14 protein-coding genes are annotated in these 22,751 nt (G+C 64.4%); 13 read left to right on the top strand and 1 reads right to left on the bottom strand.

The window, feature by feature from the left end; translation table 11 throughout:
- Positions 1-334: 334 nt before the first annotated feature.
- Both BMY67_RS10445 and BMY67_RS10440 read left to right on the top strand, forming a co-directional pair.
- Entirely contained in the window at positions 335-2,674 is a 2,340-nt protein-coding gene (locus BMY67_RS10445) for a glycosyl hydrolase family 28 protein (protein WP_092771160.1), read from the top strand.
- 229 nt (positions 2,675-2,903) lie between these two features.
- Complete coding sequence (locus BMY67_RS10440; protein WP_092771158.1) at positions 2,904-4,826, top strand: glycoside hydrolase family 88/105 protein; 1,923 nt, start codon at positions 2,904-2,906, stop codon at positions 4,824-4,826.
- Positions 4,827-4,961: 135 nt separating this feature from the next.
- Here BMY67_RS10440 and BMY67_RS10435 read toward each other — a convergent pair whose 3' ends face one another.
- Positions 4,962-5,999 carry a LacI family DNA-binding transcriptional regulator gene (locus BMY67_RS10435; RefSeq protein ID WP_092771156.1) on the bottom strand — a complete coding sequence of 346 codons (1,038 nt, stop codon included), beginning with the start codon at positions 5,997-5,999 and terminating at the stop codon, positions 4,962-4,964.
- A 301-nt stretch (positions 6,000-6,300) separates the two neighbouring features.
- On the opposite strand from BMY67_RS10435, the gene kduD reads away from it, so the two are divergent.
- The 11 genes from kduD (at position 6,301) to BMY67_RS10375 (ending at position 22,734) form a co-directional block, all read left to right on the top strand.
- Complete coding sequence (gene kduD, locus BMY67_RS10430) at positions 6,301-7,071, top strand: 2-dehydro-3-deoxy-D-gluconate 5-dehydrogenase KduD (RefSeq protein ID WP_092771153.1); 771 nt, start codon at positions 6,301-6,303, stop codon at positions 7,069-7,071.
- Between the two features lie 103 nt (positions 7,072-7,174).
- Positions 7,175-8,005 carry a 5-dehydro-4-deoxy-D-glucuronate isomerase gene (gene kduI / locus BMY67_RS10425; protein ID WP_092771151.1) on the top strand — a complete coding sequence of 277 codons (831 nt, stop codon included), beginning with the start codon at positions 7,175-7,177 and terminating at the stop codon, positions 8,003-8,005.
- Between the two features lie 51 nt (positions 8,006-8,056).
- Entirely contained in the window at positions 8,057-11,332 is a 3,276-nt protein-coding gene (locus BMY67_RS10420; RefSeq protein ID WP_092771150.1) for a SusC/RagA family TonB-linked outer membrane protein, read from the top strand.
- Between the two features lie 30 nt (positions 11,333-11,362).
- Positions 11,363-13,234: a RagB/SusD family nutrient uptake outer membrane protein gene (locus tag BMY67_RS10415; RefSeq protein WP_092771149.1), complete on the top strand. Its 1,872-nt coding sequence runs from the start codon at positions 11,363-11,365 to the stop codon at positions 13,232-13,234.
- 71 nt (positions 13,235-13,305) lie between these two features.
- The gene (locus BMY67_RS10410; RefSeq protein WP_092771147.1) at positions 13,306-13,635 is read left to right on the top strand and encodes a cupin domain-containing protein; all 330 of its coding nucleotides are present in this window, start codon (positions 13,306-13,308) and stop codon (positions 13,633-13,635) included.
- Positions 13,636-13,657: 22 nt separating this feature from the next.
- Positions 13,658-15,826, top strand: coding sequence for a pectate lyase (pelA, locus tag BMY67_RS19635; protein WP_245744990.1), 2,169 nt, complete (start codon positions 13,658-13,660; stop codon positions 15,824-15,826).
- 14 nt (positions 15,827-15,840) lie between these two features.
- Positions 15,841-17,364 carry a tagaturonate reductase gene (locus tag BMY67_RS10395; protein ID WP_092771145.1) on the top strand — a complete coding sequence of 508 codons (1,524 nt, stop codon included), beginning with the start codon at positions 15,841-15,843 and terminating at the stop codon, positions 17,362-17,364.
- A 178-nt stretch (positions 17,365-17,542) separates the two neighbouring features.
- A complete protein-coding gene (locus BMY67_RS10390; protein ID WP_092771143.1) occupies positions 17,543-19,201 on the top strand; it encodes a UxaA family hydrolase in 1,659 nt (552 codons plus the stop codon).
- A gap of 98 nt (positions 19,202-19,299) precedes the next feature.
- On the top strand, positions 19,300-20,733 hold the full coding sequence (gene uxaC, locus BMY67_RS10385; RefSeq protein ID WP_092771141.1) for a glucuronate isomerase: 1,434 nt from the start codon (positions 19,300-19,302) through the stop codon (positions 20,731-20,733).
- A 198-nt stretch (positions 20,734-20,931) separates the two neighbouring features.
- Complete coding sequence (locus tag BMY67_RS10380; RefSeq protein ID WP_092771139.1) at positions 20,932-21,942, top strand: sugar kinase; 1,011 nt, start codon at positions 20,932-20,934, stop codon at positions 21,940-21,942.
- A gap of 138 nt (positions 21,943-22,080) precedes the next feature.
- Positions 22,081-22,734: a beta/alpha barrel domain-containing protein gene (locus BMY67_RS10375; RefSeq protein ID WP_092771137.1), complete on the top strand. Its 654-nt coding sequence runs from the start codon at positions 22,081-22,083 to the stop codon at positions 22,732-22,734.
- Positions 22,735-22,751 lie beyond the last annotated feature (17 nt).

Below are 22,751 nucleotides of genomic sequence, written 5' to 3'. Positions count from 1 at the left end.
TTGTAGCTGCCGGTAGATATTGCTCAGGCGGTTAGTGCAATTTCAGACGGTATTTGAGTTTGCTGATTCAGCAGTTAAACCACCAAAACCGGGACTGCCATTGTAATAATAATAAAGAATCCTGGCCGGCGAACTGGTTGCTGGCAACGTTCCCGACATCGATTGCGCAAAAAATGCGACCCGAAAGCAGCCCCGGTGCCGCCAAATAGACTATCCTTAGGTAATGCCCGCCGCTGGCGAACTGGGGCGGCATCTTGGTAAAATACTTTTTTGCCGGGATACAGCGCGCCCTGCGCCCCTCACTCAGCTCTTCCGCCAACCCACTCTCTGCTCTATGAAATACTTTAGCTTCCTGCTGCTGGTCGCCATGCTACTGGCCTTCCGGCCGGCCGCCGATGAGCGCAAGCCCACCATTTTTCTCGTCGGCGACTCGACCATGTCGGACAAGCCCCTCGACAAGGCCGAGCGCGGCTGGGGCATGTATTTCCGGCAGTATTTTGATGCGGGCGTGCGGGTGCAGAACCACGCCATGAACGGGCGCAGCACCCGCAACTTCCGCCACGAGGGCCGCTGGGCCAAGGTGCTCGGGCAGTTGCAGCCCGGCGACTGGGTGTTCATTCAGTTTGGCCACAACGACAGCAAGCAGGAGGACACCGCCCGCTACGCCGCGCCCCAAACGGCCTACCGCCAGAACCTGACCCGCTACGTGCAGGAAGCCCGCGCCAAGGGCGCCAACCCGGTGCTGCTCACGCCCGTCGGGCGCCGCTATTTTGATGAAAAAGGCCAGCGCAAGGACGACCACGGCGAGTATCCCGGCGTGGTGAAGCAGGTGGCCCAGGCCCAGAAAGTACCCCTCATCGACCTGCACGAAACCAGCTGGGCGCTGTACAGCCAGCTCGGCGACGCCGGCAGCAAGCCGCTGTTCTGGAGCTACCAGAACGGGGCCGACAACTCTAAATTCGATAACACCCACTTCTCAGCCTACGGCGCCGAGCGCGTGGCCCAGCTCGTGGCCCAGGATGTGAAAAAGCTCAACCTGCCGCTGGCCCGCCACCTCCAGCCGCTGGCCTTCGCCGGCAAGTACGCCTTCGATTTGCCGGTCGTGCTGCAGGCCACATTCCGCAAGGACACCTTCAACATCACCAAGTACGGCGCGGTGGCCGACGGGCAGACGCTCAACACCGAGGCCTTCCGTAAGGCCATTGAGGCCTGCAGCCAGCGCGGCGGCGTGGTGCTGGTGCCCCGTGGCCTCTGGCTCACGGGCCCTATTCAGCTCAAAAGCAACGTCAATCTGCACGTGCAGCGCGGCGCGCTGGTGCAGTTCAGCAGCCGGCTTTCCGATTTTCAGCTGATAAAAACCAACTGGGAAGGCGAGGACGCCGTGCGCAACCAGTCGCCTATTTCGGGCTTCGACCTCGAAAACATTGCCATCACCGGGCAGGGCACGTTTGATGGAGCCGGCGACGCCTGGCGCATGGTGAAGAAGGAAAAGCTCAACCCCGGCCAGTGGCAGCGCCTCGTCAAATCGGGCGGCGTGCTCGATGCCAAGGGCACTACCTGGTACCCCTCGGCCAGCTCGCTCAAGGGCTCGACGCTAAACAAACCCTGGACGCTGAAAGCCGGCCAGGAGCCCGACTTCAGCCAGTACGCCGGGTTCAAGGATTTTCTGCGGCCCAACATGCTCAGCCTGCAGCGCTGCAAGCAGATTCTGCTCGAGGATTTCACCATCCAGAACTCGCCGGCCTGGACCATCCATCCGCTGCTGTGCACCGATATTACCGTGCGCAACGTAACGGCCCGCAACCCCTGGTACGGCCAGAACACCGACGCGCTCGACCTCGAATCGTGCCGCAACGGGTTGGTGGAGGGCTGCACGTTCGACGTGGGCGACGACGGCATCTGCATCAAAAGCGGCCGCGACGAGGAAGGCCGCCGGCGCGGCATTCCTACCGAGAATTTCATCATCCGCGACACGAAAGTGTACCAGGCCCACGGCGGCTTCGTGATTGGCTCGGAAATGTCGGGCGGGGCGCGCAACCTGTACGTGAGCAACTGCACTTTCATCGGCACCGATGTGGGCCTGCGCTTTAAAACCACCCGCGGCCGCGGGGGCGTGGTGGAGGATATTTTCATCGACGGCGTGGACATGACCGACATTGCCGGCGAGGCTATCCTGTTCGATATGTACTATGCCGCCAAAGACCCCGTGCAGACCAACGGCGAGGCCCAGGGCCTGCCCGAAATCAAGGCCGAGCCCCTGAACGCGGGCACGCCCCAGTTTCGCCGCTTCCGCATCAACAACGTCATCTGCCGCGGGGCCAACACCGGCATTATGGTGCGCGGCCTGCCCGAAATGCCGGTGCAGGACATCGAAATTCAGAACACCGTCATCAGCGCCCGCACGGGCCTGGTGTGCCAGGAGGCCAGCGGCATCCGCTTCCAGAACCTGACGCTGCTGCCCGCCGACACCAGCCCCGTGCTGGAAGTGCAGAACAGCCAGCACATCAGCTTCGATATCCTGCGCTACCCGGCCGGCGCCGAGCTGCTGCTGCGCGTAAGCGGCGCCCGTAGCAAGGCCGTGACGCTGCGCAACACCGACCTGAAAGCCGCCAAAAAAGGGGTGGAAATGGGGGAGAAGGTGGCCAAAAAAACGGTAACGGTAAGCAAGCGGTAGTCGCACCCCACCCCCCGGCCCCCTCCCCTCCGGGAGAGGGGGAGCCTGACGATTTAGCTGTTAGCTACTAGCTATTAGCTGCTAGCTTTTCATGCTGAACGAAGGTTATTAGCTAACAGCTGTCAGCTAACAGCTCCTGCAAAGGCTCCCCCTCTCCCGGAGGGGAGGGGGCCGGGGGGTGGGGTGCTACGAAAGCCCGAAATCCCTGAACAGTACTTCCACTCGCCCTATGTCCTTCCGCTCCTTGCTCTTTGCCGGCCTGCTGCTGACGGCCACCGCGGCCCAGGCCCAGCCGACGCCCGCCGCGGCCCAGCCGATGTCGCAACGCATGGCTGACGCCTTTATCAGCTGGCATCCCGATTCCATCCTCATCGGCAACCGCAAAACGGCCCGCTGGGACTACGAGCAGGGCCTGATGCTGAAGGCCCTGGAGCGGGTGTGGCAGCGCACCGGCGACGCCCGTTACTTCACCTACATTCAGCAGGACCTCGACCAGTTCGTGCGCCCCGACGGCAGCATCCGCACCTACAAGCGCGACGACTACAACCTCGACAACCTGACCACCGGCCACGCCCTGCTCACGCTGGCGCAAATGTCGGTGCCCCAGGCCGAGAAGTACCGCAAGGCGGCCGGGCAGCTGCGCCAGCAGCTGCAGGAGCAGCCCCGCACCAAGGCGGGCGGCTTCTGGCACAAAAAGGTGTACCCCAATCAGATGTGGCTCGACGGCCTGTACATGGCCGAGCCCTTCTATGCCGAGTACAGCCAGCTGTTCAACCAGCCCGCCGGCTTCGACGACATTGCGAAGCAGTTTGCCCTGATTGAGCAGAACCTGCGCGACCCCAAAACCGGCCTCTACTACCACGGCTACGACGAGAGCCGCACCCAGCAGTGGGCCGACAAAACCACCGGCCAGTCGGCCAATTTCTGGGACCGGGGCCTGGGCTGGTACGCCATGGCCCTGGTCGATGTGCTGGATTACTTCCCGCAAAACCACCCCCAGCGGGCCGCCCTTATCAAAAGTGTGCAGCGCCTGGCCCCCGCGCTGGTGAAGTACCAGGACGCCCGCACCGGCACCTGGGCGCTGGTGCTGGACCAGGCCACGCGGAAGGGCAACTACCAGGAGGCCTCGGGCAGCAGCATGTTCGTGTACTTTCTGCAGAAAGGCGTACGCCTGGGCTACCTCGATAAGCAGTACGCCACCGCCGCCCGCCGCGGCTACGATGGCCTGCTGAAGCAGTTCGTGGCCGAAGAAAACGGCGCGCTGGCCTTCAACGGCACCGTGAGCGTGGGCGGGCTGGGCGGCAAGCCCTACCGCGACGGCAGCTTCGAGTACTACCTCACCGAGCCGCTGCGCCAGAACGACCTGAAGGGGGTGGGGCCGTTTATTCTGGCCAGCGTAGAGATAGAAGTGGCCGCCAACACGCCGGGTCAGGGCAAAACCGTGGTCCTCGACAACTATTTCAACCACGAGCTGCGCCCCAGCCCCTTCACGGGTCAGCCCGAAACCTGGCACTACACCTGGGCCGACCGTACCCACGGCGGCTTCTGGTTCTGGGGCCAGCAGCTGCGCGACCTGGGCGCCTGCACCACGATGCTGCCCACGGCCCCCACCGCCGCCAGCCTCAAGGGCGTCGATGTGTACATCATCGTCGACCCCGACACCAAAAAGGAAACGCCCGCCCCTAGCTTCGTGCGGCCCGCCGATGTGGCCGTGCTTACGAAATGGGTGCAGGCCGGCGGCACGCTGGTGCTGATGGCCAACGACACCAGCAATTGCGAAATCCCGCGCTTCAACACGCTGGCCCGGGCCTTCGGCATCGAGTTCGAGCCGCTGAACCTGAACATGGTGAAGGGCAGCCAGTTCGAGCAGGGGCGAGTGGCGCTGCCGGCCGGCGGCCCAGTGTTCAAAACGGCCCGCTCAGCCTACATCAAGGAGCTGGCCCCGCTGGCCCTGCAGGCCCCGGCCCAGCCGCTGGTAACCCAGAACGGGCACGTTATCATGGCCTCCGCCAACGTGGGCAAGGGGCGCGTGTTTGCCGTGGGCGACCCGTGGCTGTACAACGAGTACGTCGACGGCCGCAAGATTCCGGCCTCGTTCGACAACTTCCAGGCCGCCCGCGACCTGGCCACTTGGCTGCTAAAGGCGAAATAGGGAGATGATGAAAGGGTGAAACTATCTGTCATCCTGAGCGGAGCGAAGGACCTTATCACATTAGACCGGCCGAAACAACGACCCGTTCCAATGCCATAAGGTCCTTCGCTCCGCTCAGGATGACAGATAGTTTCACTATCTCCCTATTTCACCGTTCACCATCTCACCGCTGGAGGCGCGCACGATAAGCTCGGTGGGGATGACGACGGTTTCGATGGGCTTGGCGCGGTGCTTGCGCTCAATCTGGTCGATGAGGCGCTCGGCGGCTATCTGGCCGATTTGGGTGGCCGGCTGCACCACGGTGCTCAGGGCCGGGTCGAGGTATTCGGCTACGTTGAGGTTGGTGAAACCGATGAGCGACACGTCGGCCGGGATGTGCAGGTGGCGCTGGCGCAGGGCCTTGAGGCAGCCCACGGCCAGGCGGTCGGAGGCGGTGAAGAAGGCGTCGGGCGGGCTGTCGAAACCCATGAGCTCATCCACCATCGGGCCCACCTCGTCGGGGCCGAAGGTGCCGTAGCGCACCAGCGTTTCGTCGAACTCGACGCCGTGCTTTTCCAGGGCCGCCCGGTAGCCGGCCAGCCGCTCCTGCGTGATGCTGAGCCAGGGCTGAATAGTAAGGTGGGCAATGCGTCGGCGCCCGGCCTGCAACAGGTGTTCGGTGGCAGCAAAGGCCCCGCCGAAGTTGTCGGCCACCACTTTGGTTACGTTCAAATCGGCCGACACCCGGTCGAAGAGCACAATGGGCACGTTGCGGTCGAGCACCTCCTGCAGGTGGCTGACGTCGGACGTTTCGCTGGATAGGGAGAGCAGCAGCCCATCGACCTTGCGCGACATGGCCTGCTCGACGTTGGCTATTTCGCGCTCGTACGATTCCTGGCTCTGGAAAATGATGACGTGGTAGCCCTGGTTGTAGGCAATGGCCTCGATGCCGTTGATGGCCTGCGAGAAGAAGTAGTTGGCAATCTGGGGCAGAATCACGCCGATGGCGCGGCTGGCACTGCCCTTCAGGCTCAGGGCAATGGGGTTGGGGCGGTAGTTGAGCCGCTCGGCGCACTCCATCACCAGCCGCTTGGTTTCGGGGCTGATTTCGTAGCTACCCCGCAGCGCCCGCGAGACGGTGGAAGTGGAAACGCCCAGTTCGCGGGCAATGTCTTTGATGGTGTAAGTTTCCACGGGCTGACAGGGGAGAGAGGGGCGGGGTAAGTGCTTACTTACTAAAATACAAAAACGCGCGCGGCTTCGCCGGCTACGGTTGAGGTCGGAAGGTAAAGATTCCGGCCGGATAACGCGCTCCGCCCGGCCCGGCGCGGCCACCTGGGGCCGGTTTGGCAACGTTCCCGACATCGTTTGCACAGATTTATCGGGCCAACTGCTTTCATGCCAAAAAGGGTTCCTGTAACCTTAATCATGGCAAACAGCCACCGTCTCCTTAATAAAGGAACGGCTTCATTGAAAAATTTACAATGCTTTCCGCATGGCTTCAGCTTCCTGGTTTGACTTATCGGGCAAAACGGCACTGGTAACCGGCTGCAACCGGGGTATCGGGCAGGGCATGGCCCTGGGGCTGGCCGAAGCCGGGGCCGACATCATTGGGGTGTCGGCCTCGCTGGCAGCCGCGGGCTCCGCAACCCAGCAGCAGGTGGAGGCCCTGGGCCGCCGCTTTTACCCCTACCAGGCCGATTTCAGCCAGCGCGACCAGGTGGATGCCTTTCTGACCCAGGTGCAGCAGGATTTCCCACGCATTGATATTCTCATCAACAACGCCGGCACCATCCGGCGCGCCCCGGCCGCCGAGCACTCCGATGCCGACTGGGACAACGTGCTGGCCATTAACCTCGACGCGCCCTTCCGCATTGCCCGCGCCATCGGGGGGCGGATGCTGGAGCAGGGCTCGGGCAAAATCATCTTCACGGCCTCGCTGCTCACGTTTCAGGGCGGCATCAACGTGCCGGGCTACGCGGCCAGCAAGGGCGCTATCGGCTCGCTGGTGAAGGCGCTGGCCAACGAGTGGGCCGGCCGCGGCGTGAACGTGAATGCCCTGGCCCCCGGCTACATCGCCACCGACAACACCGAGGCCCTGCGCCAGGACCCGGAGCGCAGCCAGAGCATTCTGGCCCGCATTCCGGCCGGCCGCTGGGGCACCCCCGATGATTTCAAGGGCCCCACCGTCTTCCTCGCTTCCGCCGCCGCCGACTACGTGCACGGCACCATCCTCACCGTCGATGGCGGCTGGATGGGGCGCTAGCGGTGAATGAGTGACTCGGTGAATGAGTGAATGCTCGTTCCGCCTACTCGCCTACCGACTTAATTACTCACCAATTCACCAATTCACTCATTCACCGCTACCCATGACCCAACGATACGCTATCGGACCACGCGAAACGGCTGCTTTGAATACGGCAGAATTGCGGGAGAACTTCCTGCTCGAAAACCTGTTTGTGGCCGGAGCAATCGAGCTGGTGTACACCCACTACGACCGCATGGTGGTGGGCGGCGCCGTGCCTGCGGCCGGCGCGCTGGAGCTGCCCTGCCCCGATAACCTGAAGGCCGACTACTTCCTGGAGCGCCGGGAGCTGGGCATCCTCAACATCGGTGCGGCCGGCACCGTGACGGTGGACGGCCAAACCTACGAACTGGGCAACCAGGACTGCCTGTACGTGGGCCGCGGTTCGCAAAAAGTAACCTTTGCCAGCGCCGACGCCGATTCGCCCGCCCGCTTTTACCTGCTTTCCACGCCGGCCCACGCCGCGCACCCCACCACCCGCCTGACCCAGGCCGAGGCCACGCCCGTGACGATGGGCACTGCCGAAACGGCCAATCAGCGCACTATCTACAAGTACATCTACAACGAAGGCCTGGCCAGCTGCCAGCTGGTAATGGGCCTGACCAAGCTGCACCCGGGCAGCGTGTGGAACACCATGCCCGCCCACACCCACGACCGCCGCATGGAGGCCTACCTCTACTTCGATTTGCCCGCGGGCCAGCGCGTGCTGCACCTGATGGGCCAGCCCCAGCAGACCCGCCACCTGTGGGTGAGTGAGGGCCAGGCGGTGCTCTCGCCGCCGTGGTCGGTGCACGCGGGCTGCGGCACGGCGGGCTACACCTTCATCTGGGGCATGGGCGGCGAAAACCAGGAATACACCGACATGGACGCCGTGGCCATTACCGACTTACGCTAGCTCCCGAAGCCGGCGCTTCCCATTATTCATTCCAATTCCCACACTTCCGTCATGAAAAGAAATCTACTCTTGCTGACTCCGCTGGTGGCGGCAGTGGCGCTGCCAGCCTGGGCCCAGCAAGCCCAGCAGCGTGTGCAGGGTGTTATTAAGTCGGAGAAGGGCGAGCCCCTGCCCGGCGTTACGGTGGTCGTAAAAGGCACCAGCATCGGGGCCACGACCGACGGCGACGGCCGTTTCGAGCTGAACGTGCCGGCCAATGCCACGCTGCGCTTCAGCTATATTGGCTTTCTGGCCCAGGAAGTGCCGGTGGGTAGTAAAACCAGCCTCGCCGTTACGCTCAAAGAAGACTCGCAGACGCTCGACGACGTGGTAGTTATCGGCTACCAGGCCGTGCAGCGCCGCGACGTGACGGGCTCCGTGTCGTCGGTGAGTGCCCAGCAAATCAAGGACGTGCCGGTGAACTCGGCCGCTGAGGCCCTCACCGGCCGCCTGGCGGGCGTGCAGCTCACGTCGGCCGAGGGCACGCCCGGCAACCTCAACGTGCAGGTGCGGGTGCGTGGCGGCGGCTCAGTTACCCAGGACAACTCGCCGCTCTACATCGTGGACGGCATTCAGATTGAAAACGCGCTGAGCGTGGTGGCCCCCCAGGACATTGCCTCGGTCGATGTGCTTAAGGACGCTTCGTCGACGGCCATTTACGGGGCCCGCGGGGCCAACGGCGTTATCATTATTACCACCAAAAAAGGCATCGAAGGCCGCACGGTGGTCAGCTACAACGGCTTTGCCGGCTTCCGGCGCATTGCCAACACGCTGGGCGTGCTCAAGCCCGACGACTACCTGAACTACCAGTACGAACGCGCGCGGGTGGTGGGCAACAACTCGGGTGGCCTGCCGACATTCAAAACCCTGTTTGGCAGCACCAATTTCCAGAGCGATACGCTGCTGCGGGCCCGGCAGTCGCCATTTATCAACTGGCAGGACCAGGTGTTCGGGCGCGATGCGTTCCAGCAGACGCACAACGTGTCGATTTCGGGTGGGGCCAAGGGCACCACGTACTCGCTGAGTCTGACGCGCAATACCGAGGACGGCATCCAGCGCGGCTCCGACTACGTGCGCAGCCTCGTCAACTTTCGCTTCGACACCAAGGCCAGCGACAAGCTGCGGCTGGGCTTCAATGTGCGCTACAACGACCAGGAAGCCAACGGCGCCGGCACCTCGACGGGCGGCTCGAACGTGACTTCGCGCCTGCGCAATGCCGTGCAGTACCAGCCCCTGAACGTGCCCCGCGCCGGCGGCGCAGTTATCGACCTCAATACGTTCGACCCGGAGTTCTTCGAAACCTCGACGCTGGTCAACCCCGTCATCACCATCGATAACGAGTACCGCAACGACGCCCGCCGCACGGCCAACATCGGGGCCACGCTGGGCTTCAACCTGACCAAGGACCTGGTGTTCCGCTCGACGGCCGGCTTCGACGTAACCAACATCACGCTGGGTACCTTCAACGGCCTGTACTCGCCCACTATCCGGCAGGCGGCGGGCGGCTACGCCAACAAGCCCTTTGCCACCCTTACTACCACTACCCAGAATACGCTCAACAACTCCAACGTCCTCGACTACAACTACAAGAAGGGCATGCACGCGCTGGGCGTGCTGGTGGGCCAGGAGGTGTACCAGCAAATCAACCGCCAGCAGTACATCCAGACCAACTTTTTGCCCGACGATATTTCGGCCGAGCGGGCGCTGGCCAACATCAACCAGGGCGTGCTGCCCCCCGGCCAGACGGCCCAGCCGGTGCTGCCCCAGACCAGCATTCCGCAGAATTACCGCCTGCTCTCGGGCTTCGGCCGCGTTACTTACTCCTACGACGATAAGTACCTGTTTACGGGTACGTTTCGGGCCGATGGCTCGTCGAAGTTTGCCAAGGGCAACCGGGTGGGCTTCTTCCCCGGCGCCTCGGTGGCCTGGCGCATCTCCAAGGAAGGCTTCTTTCAGGGCGTAGAAGCCGTGTCGGATTTGAAGCTGCGTCTGAGCTACGGCGAGGCCGGCAACAACCGCATCGGCGACTTTCTGTTCAACCAGTTCTTCCAGGCCGGCAACGCGCCCTACGCCCTCAGCAACACCATCGTGCTGGGCTCGGCCGCTACTACGCTGCCCAACCCCGATTTGAAGTGGGAGTCGACCACCTCGCGCAACCTGGGCATCGACCTGGCCTTGTTTCAGAACCGGGTGCAGTTTACGGCCGATGCCTACTACAACACGACCCACGATTTGCTGCTCAATAAGCCGATTCCGCCGTTTCTGGGCTACACCTCGCAGCTGCAGAACGTGGGCGAAACCTCCAACCGCGGCCTGGAGCTGCAGCTGACGGGCACGGTGGTGCAGACCGAAAACTTCACCTGGACGGCCACGGCCAACACCTCCTTCAACCGGGGCCGCATCGAGAGCCTGGGCGGCGACCAGCAGGAGATTCTCAACATTACCTCGGGCTGGGCCGGCTCGGCGCTGGGCCAGGATTTTGTGGCCCGCGTGGGCCAGCCGGTGGGCCAGATGTACGGTTACGTAACCGATGGCTACCTGACGGCCGACGACTTTCTGGGCTACGTGGCACCGGCCGCGGGCGGTGGCCTGGGCACCTGGACCATCAACCCCGACCGCAACGTGGTGAACAACCTGGGCATTATTGGCGAAGGGGCTTACCGGCCGGGCCTCATCAAGCTCAAGGATTTGAACGGCGACGGCAAGATTGACGCCGCCGACCAGACGGTTATCGGCAACGCCAACCCCAAGGCTGTGGGCGGCCTCAACCAGCAGTTCACCTACAAGAACTTCGACGCCAGCATCTTCCTCAACTTCGTGCTGGGCAACGACGTGTACAACGCCAACAAGATCGAGTTCACCTCGAACACGGCCAACACGGCCTTCAACAACGTGCTCGACGTGATGGGCGACCGGTACCGCCTGATTGAGGCCGACGGCAGCGCCATTACCACGCTCGACCGCCTGCGCGAGGTAAACCAGAACGCCAGCATCTGGACGCCCACCCGCAACTACTTCCTGCACTCGTGGGCCGTGGAAGACGGCTCGTTTCTGCGCATCAACAACCTGACGCTGGGCTACACACTGCCCAAGCTGCTGACCCAGCGGGCCAAGGTGAACAACCTGCGCTTCTACGTGACGCTCAACAACCTGTACACCTTCACCAAGTACTCGGGCTACGACCCCGAGGTGAACACGCGCCGCAGCTCCCCGCTCACGCCGGGCGTCGATTACGCGGCCTACCCGCGCAGCCGGGCATTCCTGTTCGGTCTGAACCTGTCGCTCTAATTCCCACCCGCTTCTTCGATCTGTCCTGATATGAAATCGTCAACTTCTTTCCGTCGCGCTGCCCTGGCGGCCGTCGTGCTGGCCGGTACGGCCGGGGCCCTGTCGTCCTGCCAGGATTTTCTTGACCTGGAGGCCACGGCCCTCAACACCACGGAGTACACCTTCAGCACAGTGGCCGGCGCCACGGCCGCCGTTATCGGGGCCTACGACCCCCTCTCGGGCGACCAGGTCTATGGCACCCGCGTGAGCATGTACTACCCCTACGACTCGGATGAGCTCATTGGCTCGGCCGGGCCCAACGACGGGGCCCGCCGCGGCATTGCCCGCTACACGGCCCTGCCCAATAACACCGAAATCACCAACCCCTGGAACCAGCTGTACCAGGGCGTGGAGCGGACCAACATCTGCATTCAGCAGATTCCGCAGATGGCGCTCTACACCAGTGGCTCGGCCGCCGATACGGCCGCCCTGCACCGGCTGCACGGCGAGGCCCTCACGCTGCGGGCCCAGTACCTGTTCGAGCTGGTGCGCAACTGGGGCAACGTGCCGGTGCAGTACACGCCCTCGGTATCGGGCCAGGATTTCAACCTGCCCAACGTCGACCGCAACGAAACCCTGACCCGGCTGCTGGCCGATTTGCTGCTGGCCGAAAAGCTGGTGCCCTGGCGCAGCCGCGCCGGCGTGGCCAACGAGCGGATTACGAAAGGCGCCGTGAAAGGCCTGCGCGCCCGCATTGCCCTGTTTCGGGGCGGCTACTATCCCAACTCCCTCACCGGCCAGATGGAGCGCGCCCCCGACTACCTCGACTTCTACCGCCTGGCCCGCCAGGAGTGCGCCGACCTGCTGGCCAACCGCGCCGAGCACACGCTCAATTCCAGCTTCACCGAAACGTTTAAAAGCATAAATGAGCTGCGCCCCGAGGCAGCCCACGAAATCATGTTCGAAGTGGGCATGGCCACGGCCACCAACCAATCGGGCAGCAAGCTGGGCTACTACAACGGCCCGCGCCTGAACGCCTCGCCCATCTACGGCTCCACGCAGGGCGCCGTGACCATCGCGCCGCCCTACTTCTACGCCTTCGACTCGACCGACACCCGGCGCGACATCACCATCACGACTTACAGTATCCCGTCGACCAACTTCCAGACCGGCGTAAACCTCAACTCGGTCACCGACGGCAAGTTCCGCCGCGACTGGCACATTCCGCCCGTGCCCGGCACCGTCAACTACCTCGACTACAACTGGCCCATTCTGCGCTTTGCCGATGTGCTGCTGATGTTTGCCGAAACCGAGAACGAGCTGAGCGGCCCCACCGCCGCCGCCCAGAACGCGCTGCTGGAAGTGCGCACCCGCGCCTTCGGCGGCAACCGCGCCCGGGCCACGGCCACGCTCGCGCAGGGCAGCTTCAGCCTGGGCAGCAAGGCCGATTTCTTCACGGCCCTCACCAACGAGCGGTACCTGGAGTTCGGCAGCGAGGCCATCCGCAAGTACGATTTGATCCGCTGGAACCTGTTTGCCGCCAAGATTGCCGAGGTAAAGGCCAACATCGAGAAGATGGCCAAGGGCGAGGCGCCCTACCAGAACGTGCCGCTGTACATGTACTACCGCACGCCGGCCGCCGGCAACGTGCAGTGGACCCGCTCGTTCTACCGCCCGTCGCCCACGCCCAACACAGCCCCCGCGGGCACCGTGCGCGTGAACTGGCGCCAGGCCATCACGGCGCAGTACGTGGCCGATACCAAGCCGGCCGGTACTGCCTACACCCTGGGCACCACCACCGCCACCAGCGCCGCCTCGGGCCTGGCCGCCGAGTATGTGCCCGGCCGCGGCAAAGAGCTGTTGCCCATCCCGCAGAGCACCATCAGCTCCGATCCGGCGCTGGTTCAGAACTTTGGTTACTAGCCGTGCGTGAGGGAATGGCGGGCATTTGGGCCCCGCTTTTCCTCATGCAAGCATCCTCTCATTCCCCAGCCATGAATCCGTTCTTTTCCTCCGATTCGCTGCCGGCGCCCGAGCCGGTGGGGGAGGGTGTCAGCCGCGAAATTCTGGCCTACGGGCCCGAGCTGATGCTGGTGCGCGTGTGCTTTGCCGCGGGCGCCGTGGGCCCCCCCCACCAGCACCCGCACGTGCAGATAACCTACGTGGAAAGCGGTGTATTCCGCTGCCAGGTGGGCGGGCAGGAGCTGCGGCTGGGCCCCGGCGAGGGGTTTCAGGCCGCCGCCAACGTAGTGCACGGCGTGGTGTGCGAGCAGGCGGGTACGCTGCTCGATTCGTTCAGTCCGTTGCGGGCCGATTTTTTGTAGCGCTTCAGCGCCAGTCTTGCTTATGAAACACGTACTGCTCTTTCTGTGCCTGCTGTCGGGAGTTGGGATGATGGGAATCGATTCAGCCCGGGCTCAGCAGGTAACAGTAGCGGCGGATGGTTCGGGAGATTTCCGGACCATCCAGGCCGCTGTTAACAGCCTGCCCGATGAGGCCGCGGCCCTGCGCACGGTGTACATCAAAAACGGCACCTACCGCGAGAAGGTGCGGCTCGATGGCAAGCGCCTGGTGCGCCTGAAGGGGCAGAGCGAAAAGGGCGTGGTGCTCACCTACAGCCAGGCCCGCGACGCCTGGCGCTGCGACCCCGCCGGCGGGCCCGACGACTTCGGGGCCGCCACACTCAACATCCGCAACTCGCCCGACGTGACGCTGGAAAACCTGACGGTGGCCAACACCTACGGCTTCGAGGCCACCGGCGATGTGCTGCTGCCCTGCCCCTCGGAGCCCACGGGCCAGCGCCGGGTAGGCAAAACCGGCCACCAGATGGCCCTGCGCACCATGCCCGGCACCACCCGCCTCACCGTGAAAAGCTGCACCTTCCGGGCCCTGGGCGGCGACACGGTGAGCCCCTGGGACGTGGACGCGGGCCTGTACTACTTCCAGGACTGCACGATGGAGGGCGGGGTGGATTTGTACTGCCCCCGCGGCTGGGCCTACGCCGCAAACTGCCGCTTCATCTGCCACAATCCCAACGCCGCCATCTGGCACGACGGCTCGGGTGAGGAGGACCAGAAAACGGTGCTCAAAAACTGCCGCTTCGTGGGCGACCCCGGCTTCAGGCTCGGCCGCTTTCACCGCGAAGCCCAGTTCTACCTGATTAACTGCCGCTTCGACCGCAACATGGCCGACGCCGACATTTACTGGGCCAACTCGGGGCCCGGTGCCCAGAAGTGGGGCCGCCGCGTGTACTACTCCAACTGCCACCGCGAAGGCGGCGACTACGCCTGGCTGGCCGACAACCTGCGCACGGCCAAAGGCGCCCCCAAAGCCCGGCAGATAAATGCCGCCTGGACCTTCGGGGGCCGCTGGTACCCCGGCACCAACAAGCCGGCCACCGTGGCGCTGCCCGTCTCCAACCGCGGCGCCGACCCGTACGCCGGTCTGCCCCCGCAAAAGCTGGTTGCCGCCGAAACCAGCCCCCGCACCGGCACCGCGCCTTCGGTGGCAACCGCGCCAGCCCTCGATTCGGTGGCCGAGCGTATGCTGGTATACCAGCGCGAGGTGGGCGGCTGGCCCAAGATGGTGGGCAACGTGAAGGTGACGTATGACCACCCGCTGAGCGTGGTGGAAATTGCCGCCACCCGCGACGATGCCGGTCGCAACGATGCCACCATCGACAACCACGCCACCACCCGCGAAATCCGCTACTTGCTGCAGGCCTACGGCCGCACCCGGAACCCGGCCTACCGTGCCGCCGCCGAAAAGGGCATCCGTTACCTGCTGCTGATGCAGTACCCCAACGGCGGCTTCCCCCAATACTACCCCGACCGGAGCAACTACCGCCACCAGATTACCTACAACGACGACGCCATGATAGAGGCGCTGCAGGTGCTGCGCGACGTGAGCCGTAAAAACAAGGAGCTGGCCCTGGTAGATGCCGGCCTGGTAGCGCCCGCCACCGCCGCCGTAGCCCGCGGCCTCGACTGCATCCTCAAAACCCAGTACGTGCAGCGCGGCACCCGCACGGCGTGGTGCGCCCAGTACGACGAGAACACGCTGCTGCCGGCCAAGGCCCGCGCTTTCGAACTGGCCTCGCTCAGCGGCATGGAGTCGGTGAACATCGTGCGCTTTCTGATGGACACCGACAACCCCTCGCCGGCCATCAGGCAGGCCGTGGAGGCCGCCGTGGCCTGGTTTGAGAAGGTGAAGCTGACCGGCTACACCGTGCAGGACCAGCCCGACGCCAAGCTGCCCAAGGGTTACGACCGGGTGCTCGTGCCTAAGCCCGGCGCCGTGGTCTGGGCCCGCTTCTACGACCTGCAAACCAACCAGCCCATCTACGTGGGCCGCGATTCGCAAGTCCACACCGCCCTGGCCGACATCGAGTACGAGCGGCGCACGGGCTACGCCTACCTGGGCACCTGGCCCGAAAAGCTGCTCGCCAAAGAGTATCCGCGCTGGCAGCAGCAGTGGAACAAAACCGCCCCCGCCGTTGGGGGCCGCCCCAACTAACCGGCCTTTCTGTTATGCTTGCTTTATCCGCCCCAATGGCCACCGCCGGCCCGGCCCCGCTCGTGCCGCCGGCTCTGCTCGAACTGCCCGAAAAAGTGCTGCAATTCGGTACCGGCGTGCTGCTGCGCGGCCTGCCCGACTACCTCATCGATAAAGCCAACCGCCAGGGCCTGTTCAATGGCCGCGTGGTGGTGGTCAAGAGCACCGACGGCGGCGACATCGACGCTTTTCGCCGGCAGGATGGGCTGTACACGCTCAGCATCCGGGGCGTGGAGGACGGCCGCCCGGTGGCCGATGACGTGGTGTGCGCCGCCATCAGCCGGGTGCTGTCGGCCAAAAGCCAGTGGGCCGAAGTGCTGGCCTGCGCTGCCAACCCGGCGCTGACCGTGGTGGTTTCCAACACCACCGAAGTAGGCATTCAGCTGGTGCCCGACGACATCAGCCAGAGCCCGCCGACCTCGTTTCCGGGCAAGCTGCTGGCGTTTCTGCTGGCCCGCTACCAGGCCTTCGGGGGCGACAAAAGCAAGGGGCTGGTGATTGTGCCCACCGAATTAATACCCGACAACGGCACCAAGCTCGAAGGCATTCTGCTGGAGCAGGCCCACCGCAACGGCCTCGACGCCGAGTTCATCGACTGGCTCGAAACGGCCAACCAGGTATGCAACTCGCTGGTCGACCGCATCGTGCCCGGCCGCCCCGACCAGGCCGCCCAAACGGCCCTGGAGGCCACCCTGGGCTACCACGACGAGTTGCTGACCAGCTCGGAAGTGTACACGCTCTGGGCCATTGAGGGCGACGAGCGGGTGAAGCAGGTGCTGGGCTTCGAGGCGGCCGACGCGGGCGTAATCGTGCAGCCCGACATCAACCTGTTTCGGGAGCTGAAGCTGCGCCTGCTCAACGGCACCCACACGCTCAGCTGCGGCCTGGCGTTTCTGGCCGGCTTTCCTACAGTGCGCGAGGGCATGGATGATGCCAACCTGGCCGGCTTCATTCACAACCTGATGCTGGCCGACCTGCTGCCCGGTATCCCGTACGCCGTGAGCGAGAAGGTGGGCCAGCGCTTCGGCATGCAGGTGCTCGACCGGTTCCGCAACCCCGCCATCGAGCACCGCTGGCTGGCCATCACGCTCAACTACACGGCCAAAATGCAGATGCGCAATGTGCCCACGCTGCTGCACTACTACCGCCAGCTGCATGCCGTGCCCCACTACCTGGCCCTGGGCTTTGCCGCCTACCTGCTCTTTATGCGGGGCACGCGGCAGGAGGGAGGCCAGTGGTTTGGCGAGGCCAACGGCGAATCCTACCCGATTCAGGACGAGAAAGCGGCCTACTTCGCCGACCTCTGGCAGCGCCTGGCACCGGCCGAGCTGGTGCGCACCGTGCTGCACAACCAGGCCCTGTGGGGCCACGACCTGCTAACCCTGCCCGGCTTTGCCGATTGCGTAGCCCACTACCTCGAACAGCTGCTGGAGCAGGGCCCCCGCGCCACCATTGCCCGGCTGCTGAATCGGGAGTCCCTGGCTGTTGGTAATGGATAGAGAACGTCATGCTGAGCGAAGCGGAGCGGAGTCGAAGCATCTCGCGTGCTGACTCTGCCATACTAACCAAACGACAGAATTAGCATTGCCCGCGAGATGCTTCGACTCCGCTCCGCTTCGCGGACGCCAGATGAAGCATGACACCGGTTTCTTCTGAAAGTAAAGAGCTCAACATAACATGAAACATCTGGTAGCCCGAATTCACCCCGACGATAACGTGCTGGTTGCGCTGCAGGAGCTGCCTATCGGCACGCCCGTCAGCTCCAACGGCACCACCGTCACCACCACCGAGCGGATTCCGGCCAAGCACAAGCTGGCCCTGCACGCCCTGGCCCCCGGCGACGCGGTGCACATGTACGGCGTGCTGGTGGGCCGGGCCAACTCGGCCATTGGCGCGGGCGGGCTGCTCACGACGGCCAACATCCACCACGCCACCGACAGCTACGACGAGCAGCAGGAGCAGCGCCCCGCCTGGACCGCGCCCGACGTCAGTGCCTGGCAGGGCCGCACGTTCCAGGGCTACCACCGCCCCGACGGGCGCGTGGGCACGGCCAACTACTGGCTCGTTATTCCGCTGGTGTTCTGCGAGAACCGCAACATTGCCGTGCTGGAAGAAGCCCTGATGAGCGAGCTGGGCTACGGCCGCCGCCAAAGCTACCAGCCCCAGACCCGGGAGCTGATTGCGCTGCTGCGGGCCGGCAAGTCGGTGGAGGAAATTCTGGCCGTCGACCTGGACCCGGCCGGGGAGGCGCACCAGCCGCCCCGGCTGTTCCCGAACGTGGACGGCATCCGGTTTTTGCAGCACGAGGGCGGCTGCGGCGGCATCCGCCAGGATGCCCAGACGCTGTGCGGGCTGCTGGCCGGCTACATCACCCACCCCAACGTGGCCGGCGCTACGGTGCTGAGTCTGGGCTGCCAGAATGCCCAGGTGAGCATGTTGCAGGCCGAAATTGAGTTGCGCGCCCCCAACGGCCTGGGCAAGCCGCTCTATCTGCTGGAGCAGCAACAGCTGGGCACCGAGCAGGCCCTCATCAGCACGGCCCTGCGCCAGACGTTTGCCGGCCTGATGCTGGCCAACGAGCAAACCCGCCGGCCGGCACCCCTCAGCCAGCTCTGCCTGGGGCTGGAATGCGGCGGCTCGGATGGCTTTTCGGGCATCTCGGCCAACCCCGCCGTGGGCCACGTTTCCGACCTGCTGGTGGGCCTGGGCGGGCGCGTAATTCTGGCCGAATTCCCAGAGCTGTGCGGGGTGGAGCAGGAGCTCGTGGACCGCTCGGTGGACCCGGCCACGGCCGAGCGGTTCAGCGCCCTGATGAAAGCCTACGGCGACTCGGCCGTGGCCGTGGGCTCGGGCTTCGACATGAACCCCTCGCCGGGCAACATCCGCGACGGGCTGATTACCGACGCTATGAAATCGGCCGGGGCGGCCCGCAAAGGCGGTTCGTCGCCGGTGGTGGCCGTGCTCGATTACCCCGAACCCGTCACCCGGCCCGGCCTGAACCTGCTCTGCACGCCCGGCAACGACGTGGAATCGACGACGGCCGAGGTAGGCTCCGGGGCCACGGTCGTGCTGTTTACCACCGGCCTGGGCACGCCCACCGGCAACCCCATCGCGCCGGTCATCAAAATCAGCTCCAACACGGCCCTGGCCCGCCGCATGCCCGACATCATCGACGTGAACACCGGCTCGGTCATCGACGGCGAGGAAACCATTGAACAGGCCGGGGCCCGCCTGCTCGACTACGTGGTGCGAGTGGCCAGCGGCGAGCAAACCGTAGCCGCCGTGCGCCACGACCAAACCGATTTCATTCCCTGGAAACGGGGTGTGTCGTTGTAACTAAGAAGCGAAAGAGCCTGGGCGCCAGCCGCCAAAGGGCAGCAACAGTGCTTGCGTCAATCAATTCTTACTTGCTAATTCTTAATTCCTACTTACCTATGAAGCCCTTTCTCAACGAGGATTTCCTGCTCCGGACGGACACAGCCCGCACGCTCTACCACGAGTACGCGGCGCCCATGCCCATCATCGACTACCACAACCACCTGCTGCCCGAGCAGATTGCCGAGGACCGGCAGTTCGACAACATCACCCAGGTCTGGCTCTACGGCGACCATTACAAGTGGCGGGCCATGCGCACCAACGGCGTGCCCGAGCGCTTTATCACCGGCGACGCTTCTGACTGGGAGAAGTTCGAAAAGTGGGCCGAAACCGTGCCCCAGACCGTGCGCAACCCGCTTTACCACTGGACGCACCTGGAGCTGCAGCGCTACTTCGGCATCACGGAGCTGCTCAACGCCGCCAGCGCCCGCCGCATCTACGACCAGTGCAACGCGCTGCTGCGCACGCCCGAGTATTCGGTGCAGAGCCTGCTGCGCAAGATGAACGTGCGGGTGCTCTGCACCACCGACGACCCCACCGATTCGCTGGAGTGCCACCGCGCCCTGGCCGCCAGCGGCTTCGAGGTGCAGGTGCTGCCCACGTTCCGGCCCGACAAGGCCATGGCCGTGGAGGACGCCGCCACCTACAACGCCTACCTCGATAAGCTGGGCACCGCGGCGGCCGTGGATATCCGCACCTACGCCGACCTGGCAACGGCCCTGCGCAACCGCCATGACTACTTCGCCGCCCTCGGCTGCCGCCTCTCCGACCACGGCCTGGAGCAGATTTACGCCGCCGACTACACCCCGGCCCAGCTGCGCGAGCTATTCGATAAGGTGCGCGGCGGCCAGGAGCTGACGAGCGAGGAGGTTGTCACGCTGAAATCGGGTTTGCTGGTGCTGCTGGCCGAGCTCGACTGGGAGAAAGGCTGGACCCAGCAGTATCACCTCGGGGCGCTGCGCAACAACAACGCCCGCATGCTGCGCCAGCTCGGCCCCGACACCGGCTGGGACTCCATCGGCGACTTCAGCCAGGGCCGGGCCCTGTCGCGCTTCCTCAACCGCCTCGACGAGCAGGACAAGCTGGCCAAAACCATCCTCTACAATCTTAACCCCGCCGACAACGAGCTGGTAGCCACGATGGTGGGCAACTTCAACGACGGCTCGGTGGCGGGCAAGGTGCAGTTCGGTTCCGGCTGGTGGTTTCTCGACCAGAAGGACGGCATGGAAAAGCAGCTCAACGCCCTGAGCAACATGGGCCTGCTGAGCCGGTTCGTGGGTATGCTCACCGATTCGCGGAGCTTCCTCTCGTTCCCACGCCACGAGTATTTCCGCCGCGTGCTCTGCAACCTGCTGGGCACCGACGTGGAAAACGGCGAGCTGCCCGAAGACCTGGAGCTGCTCGGCAGCATCATCCAGAACATCTGCTACTACAACGCCGAAGCCTATTTTGGCTTCGAAAAAGTAGTGGTAAAAGAGGCGGCGGAGGTGTAGAGAAGAACTTAGCTCCCCTCCTTGGAAAGGAGGGGTTGGGGGTGGTTGACTAGCGTTGAACAATCATTGAAAATCAGCTTTAGAAGCAGTTCTGGCCGCATCAACCACCCCCAACCCCTCCTTGGAAAGGAGGGGAGCTAGGTTCTAGTCTTAGCCCTTCTACTCTTAAATAACCACCAGGCTTCCACCTAACCCGCCATGAAACAAGTCATTACGTTTGGTGAAATTATGATGCGCCTCTCGCCGCCGCTTAACCAGCGGCTGGGCCAGGCCAGCTCGCTGGACGTAACCTACGGCGGGGGCGACGCCAACGTGGCCGCCGGCCTGGCCCACCTGGGCGTGCCGGCCGCGCACGTCGGCTGCTTTCCCGATAACGCCGTGGGCCAGGCCGCCGCCCAGCACTTCCGGGGCCACGGCGTGGATATGCAGCACTGCGTGTTCCGGGGCGAGCGGCTGGGCCTGTACTTTCTGGAAGTGGGTGCCTCGCTGCGCGCCAGCCGCATCGTCTACGACCGCGCCGACTCGGCTTTCGCCAACCTGCAGCCCAACTGGTTTGCCTGGGACAAGATTCTACAAGATGCCGGCTGGCTGCACTGGACGGGCATTACGCCCGCCATTTCGGCCGCCGCGGCCCAGGCAACCGGCGAGGCCATTGCCGCCGCCCGCCACCGGGGCCTCACCGTGTCGGCCGACGTGAACTACCGCCGCAACCTGTGGCAGTACGGCCAGCGCGCTCAGGACGTGATGCCGGCGCTGGTAGCCGGCTGCGACCTGGTCGTTTGCACCGAGGGCGACGCCGAGGATTTGTTCGGCATCCGGCCCGAGCCCGGGACCGAGAACAGCTTTGTGTCGATGAGCGAACAGTTGCAGGCGCGCTTTCCCACCATTAAGCAGGTCATTGCCACCCGCCGCGACACCCAGAGCGCCTCGCATGAGCGCATCAAGGGCATCGCGTATTCGGCAGGGGCTTACCATGAAACCGACTTCTTCGACATCAACCCCGTCGTGGACCGCATCGGCGGGGGCGACTCCTTTATCTCAGGCTTTATCTACGGGCAGCTGACGGGTCTGGCGCTGCCCGCGGCGCTGGCCTTCGCCACGGCCGCCTCGGCTCTCAAACACACCATTGTCGGCGACATCAACCTGGTCACGGCCGCCGAAGTCGAGCACATCGTGGCCGGCAACACCAGCGGCCGGCTGCTACGCTGATTTTTAAGCTGTTAGCTAATAGCTATTAGCTAACAGCTTTTCTGTTCCAACTTCCCCAGGAGCCACTGTTCTTACCCACCGTCTTCTTTCTCACAAAAAAGCTAACAGCCATCAGCTACTAGCTAACAGCTCAAATAAATGCCTCGTTTCTCCGCCGACCAGATTCTCGAAACCCTGCTGCGCTACCCGGTGGTGCCGGTGTTCTACCACGCCGACGTGGCCTATGCCCGGCGCGTGGTGCAGGCCTGCTACGCGGGCGGCTTGCGCGTGTTCGAGTTCACCAACCGCGGGCCCCAGGCCTTCGGCGTGTTCGGGGAGCTGATGGCCTTTGTGCGCGAAAGCTGCCCGGAGATGCTGCTGGGCATCGGCACCATTTACACCGCCGCCGAGGCCGGGCGGTTTATTGCCGCCGGGGCCGATTTCGTGGTGCAGCCCTGCCTGACGGCTGAGGTAGGCGAGGCCTGCGCCCGCCACCAGACGCCCTGGCTGCCCGGTGCCATGACGGTGCGCGAGGTGTACGAGGCCACTCAGCTGGGCGCGGCGGTGGTGAAGATTTACCCCGGCAACGTGCTCGGGCCGGGCTTTATCAAAAGTCTGCGCGGGCCCATGCCCGCCGTGCCGCTGATGGTAACCGGCGGCGTAGAGCCCACCCAGGCCAGCCTGACGGAGTGGTTCGGGGCCGGCGTGAACGTGGTGGGCCTGGGCTCCCAGCTGTTCAAAAACGACGACCCTGCCCACCTACGCCAACTCGCGGCCCAACTGCTGACATTCGTGCCGCCCCGCCCCGCCTGACCGGTCCGCTCGCCGGC

It is taken from the genome of Hymenobacter actinosclerus (assembly GCF_900111515.1).
Taxonomy (GTDB): domain Bacteria; phylum Bacteroidota; class Bacteroidia; order Cytophagales; family Hymenobacteraceae; genus Hymenobacter; species Hymenobacter actinosclerus.
Note: the sequence above shows the minus strand (reverse complement) of the source record. Positions and strands in the feature narration are given on the sequence as shown.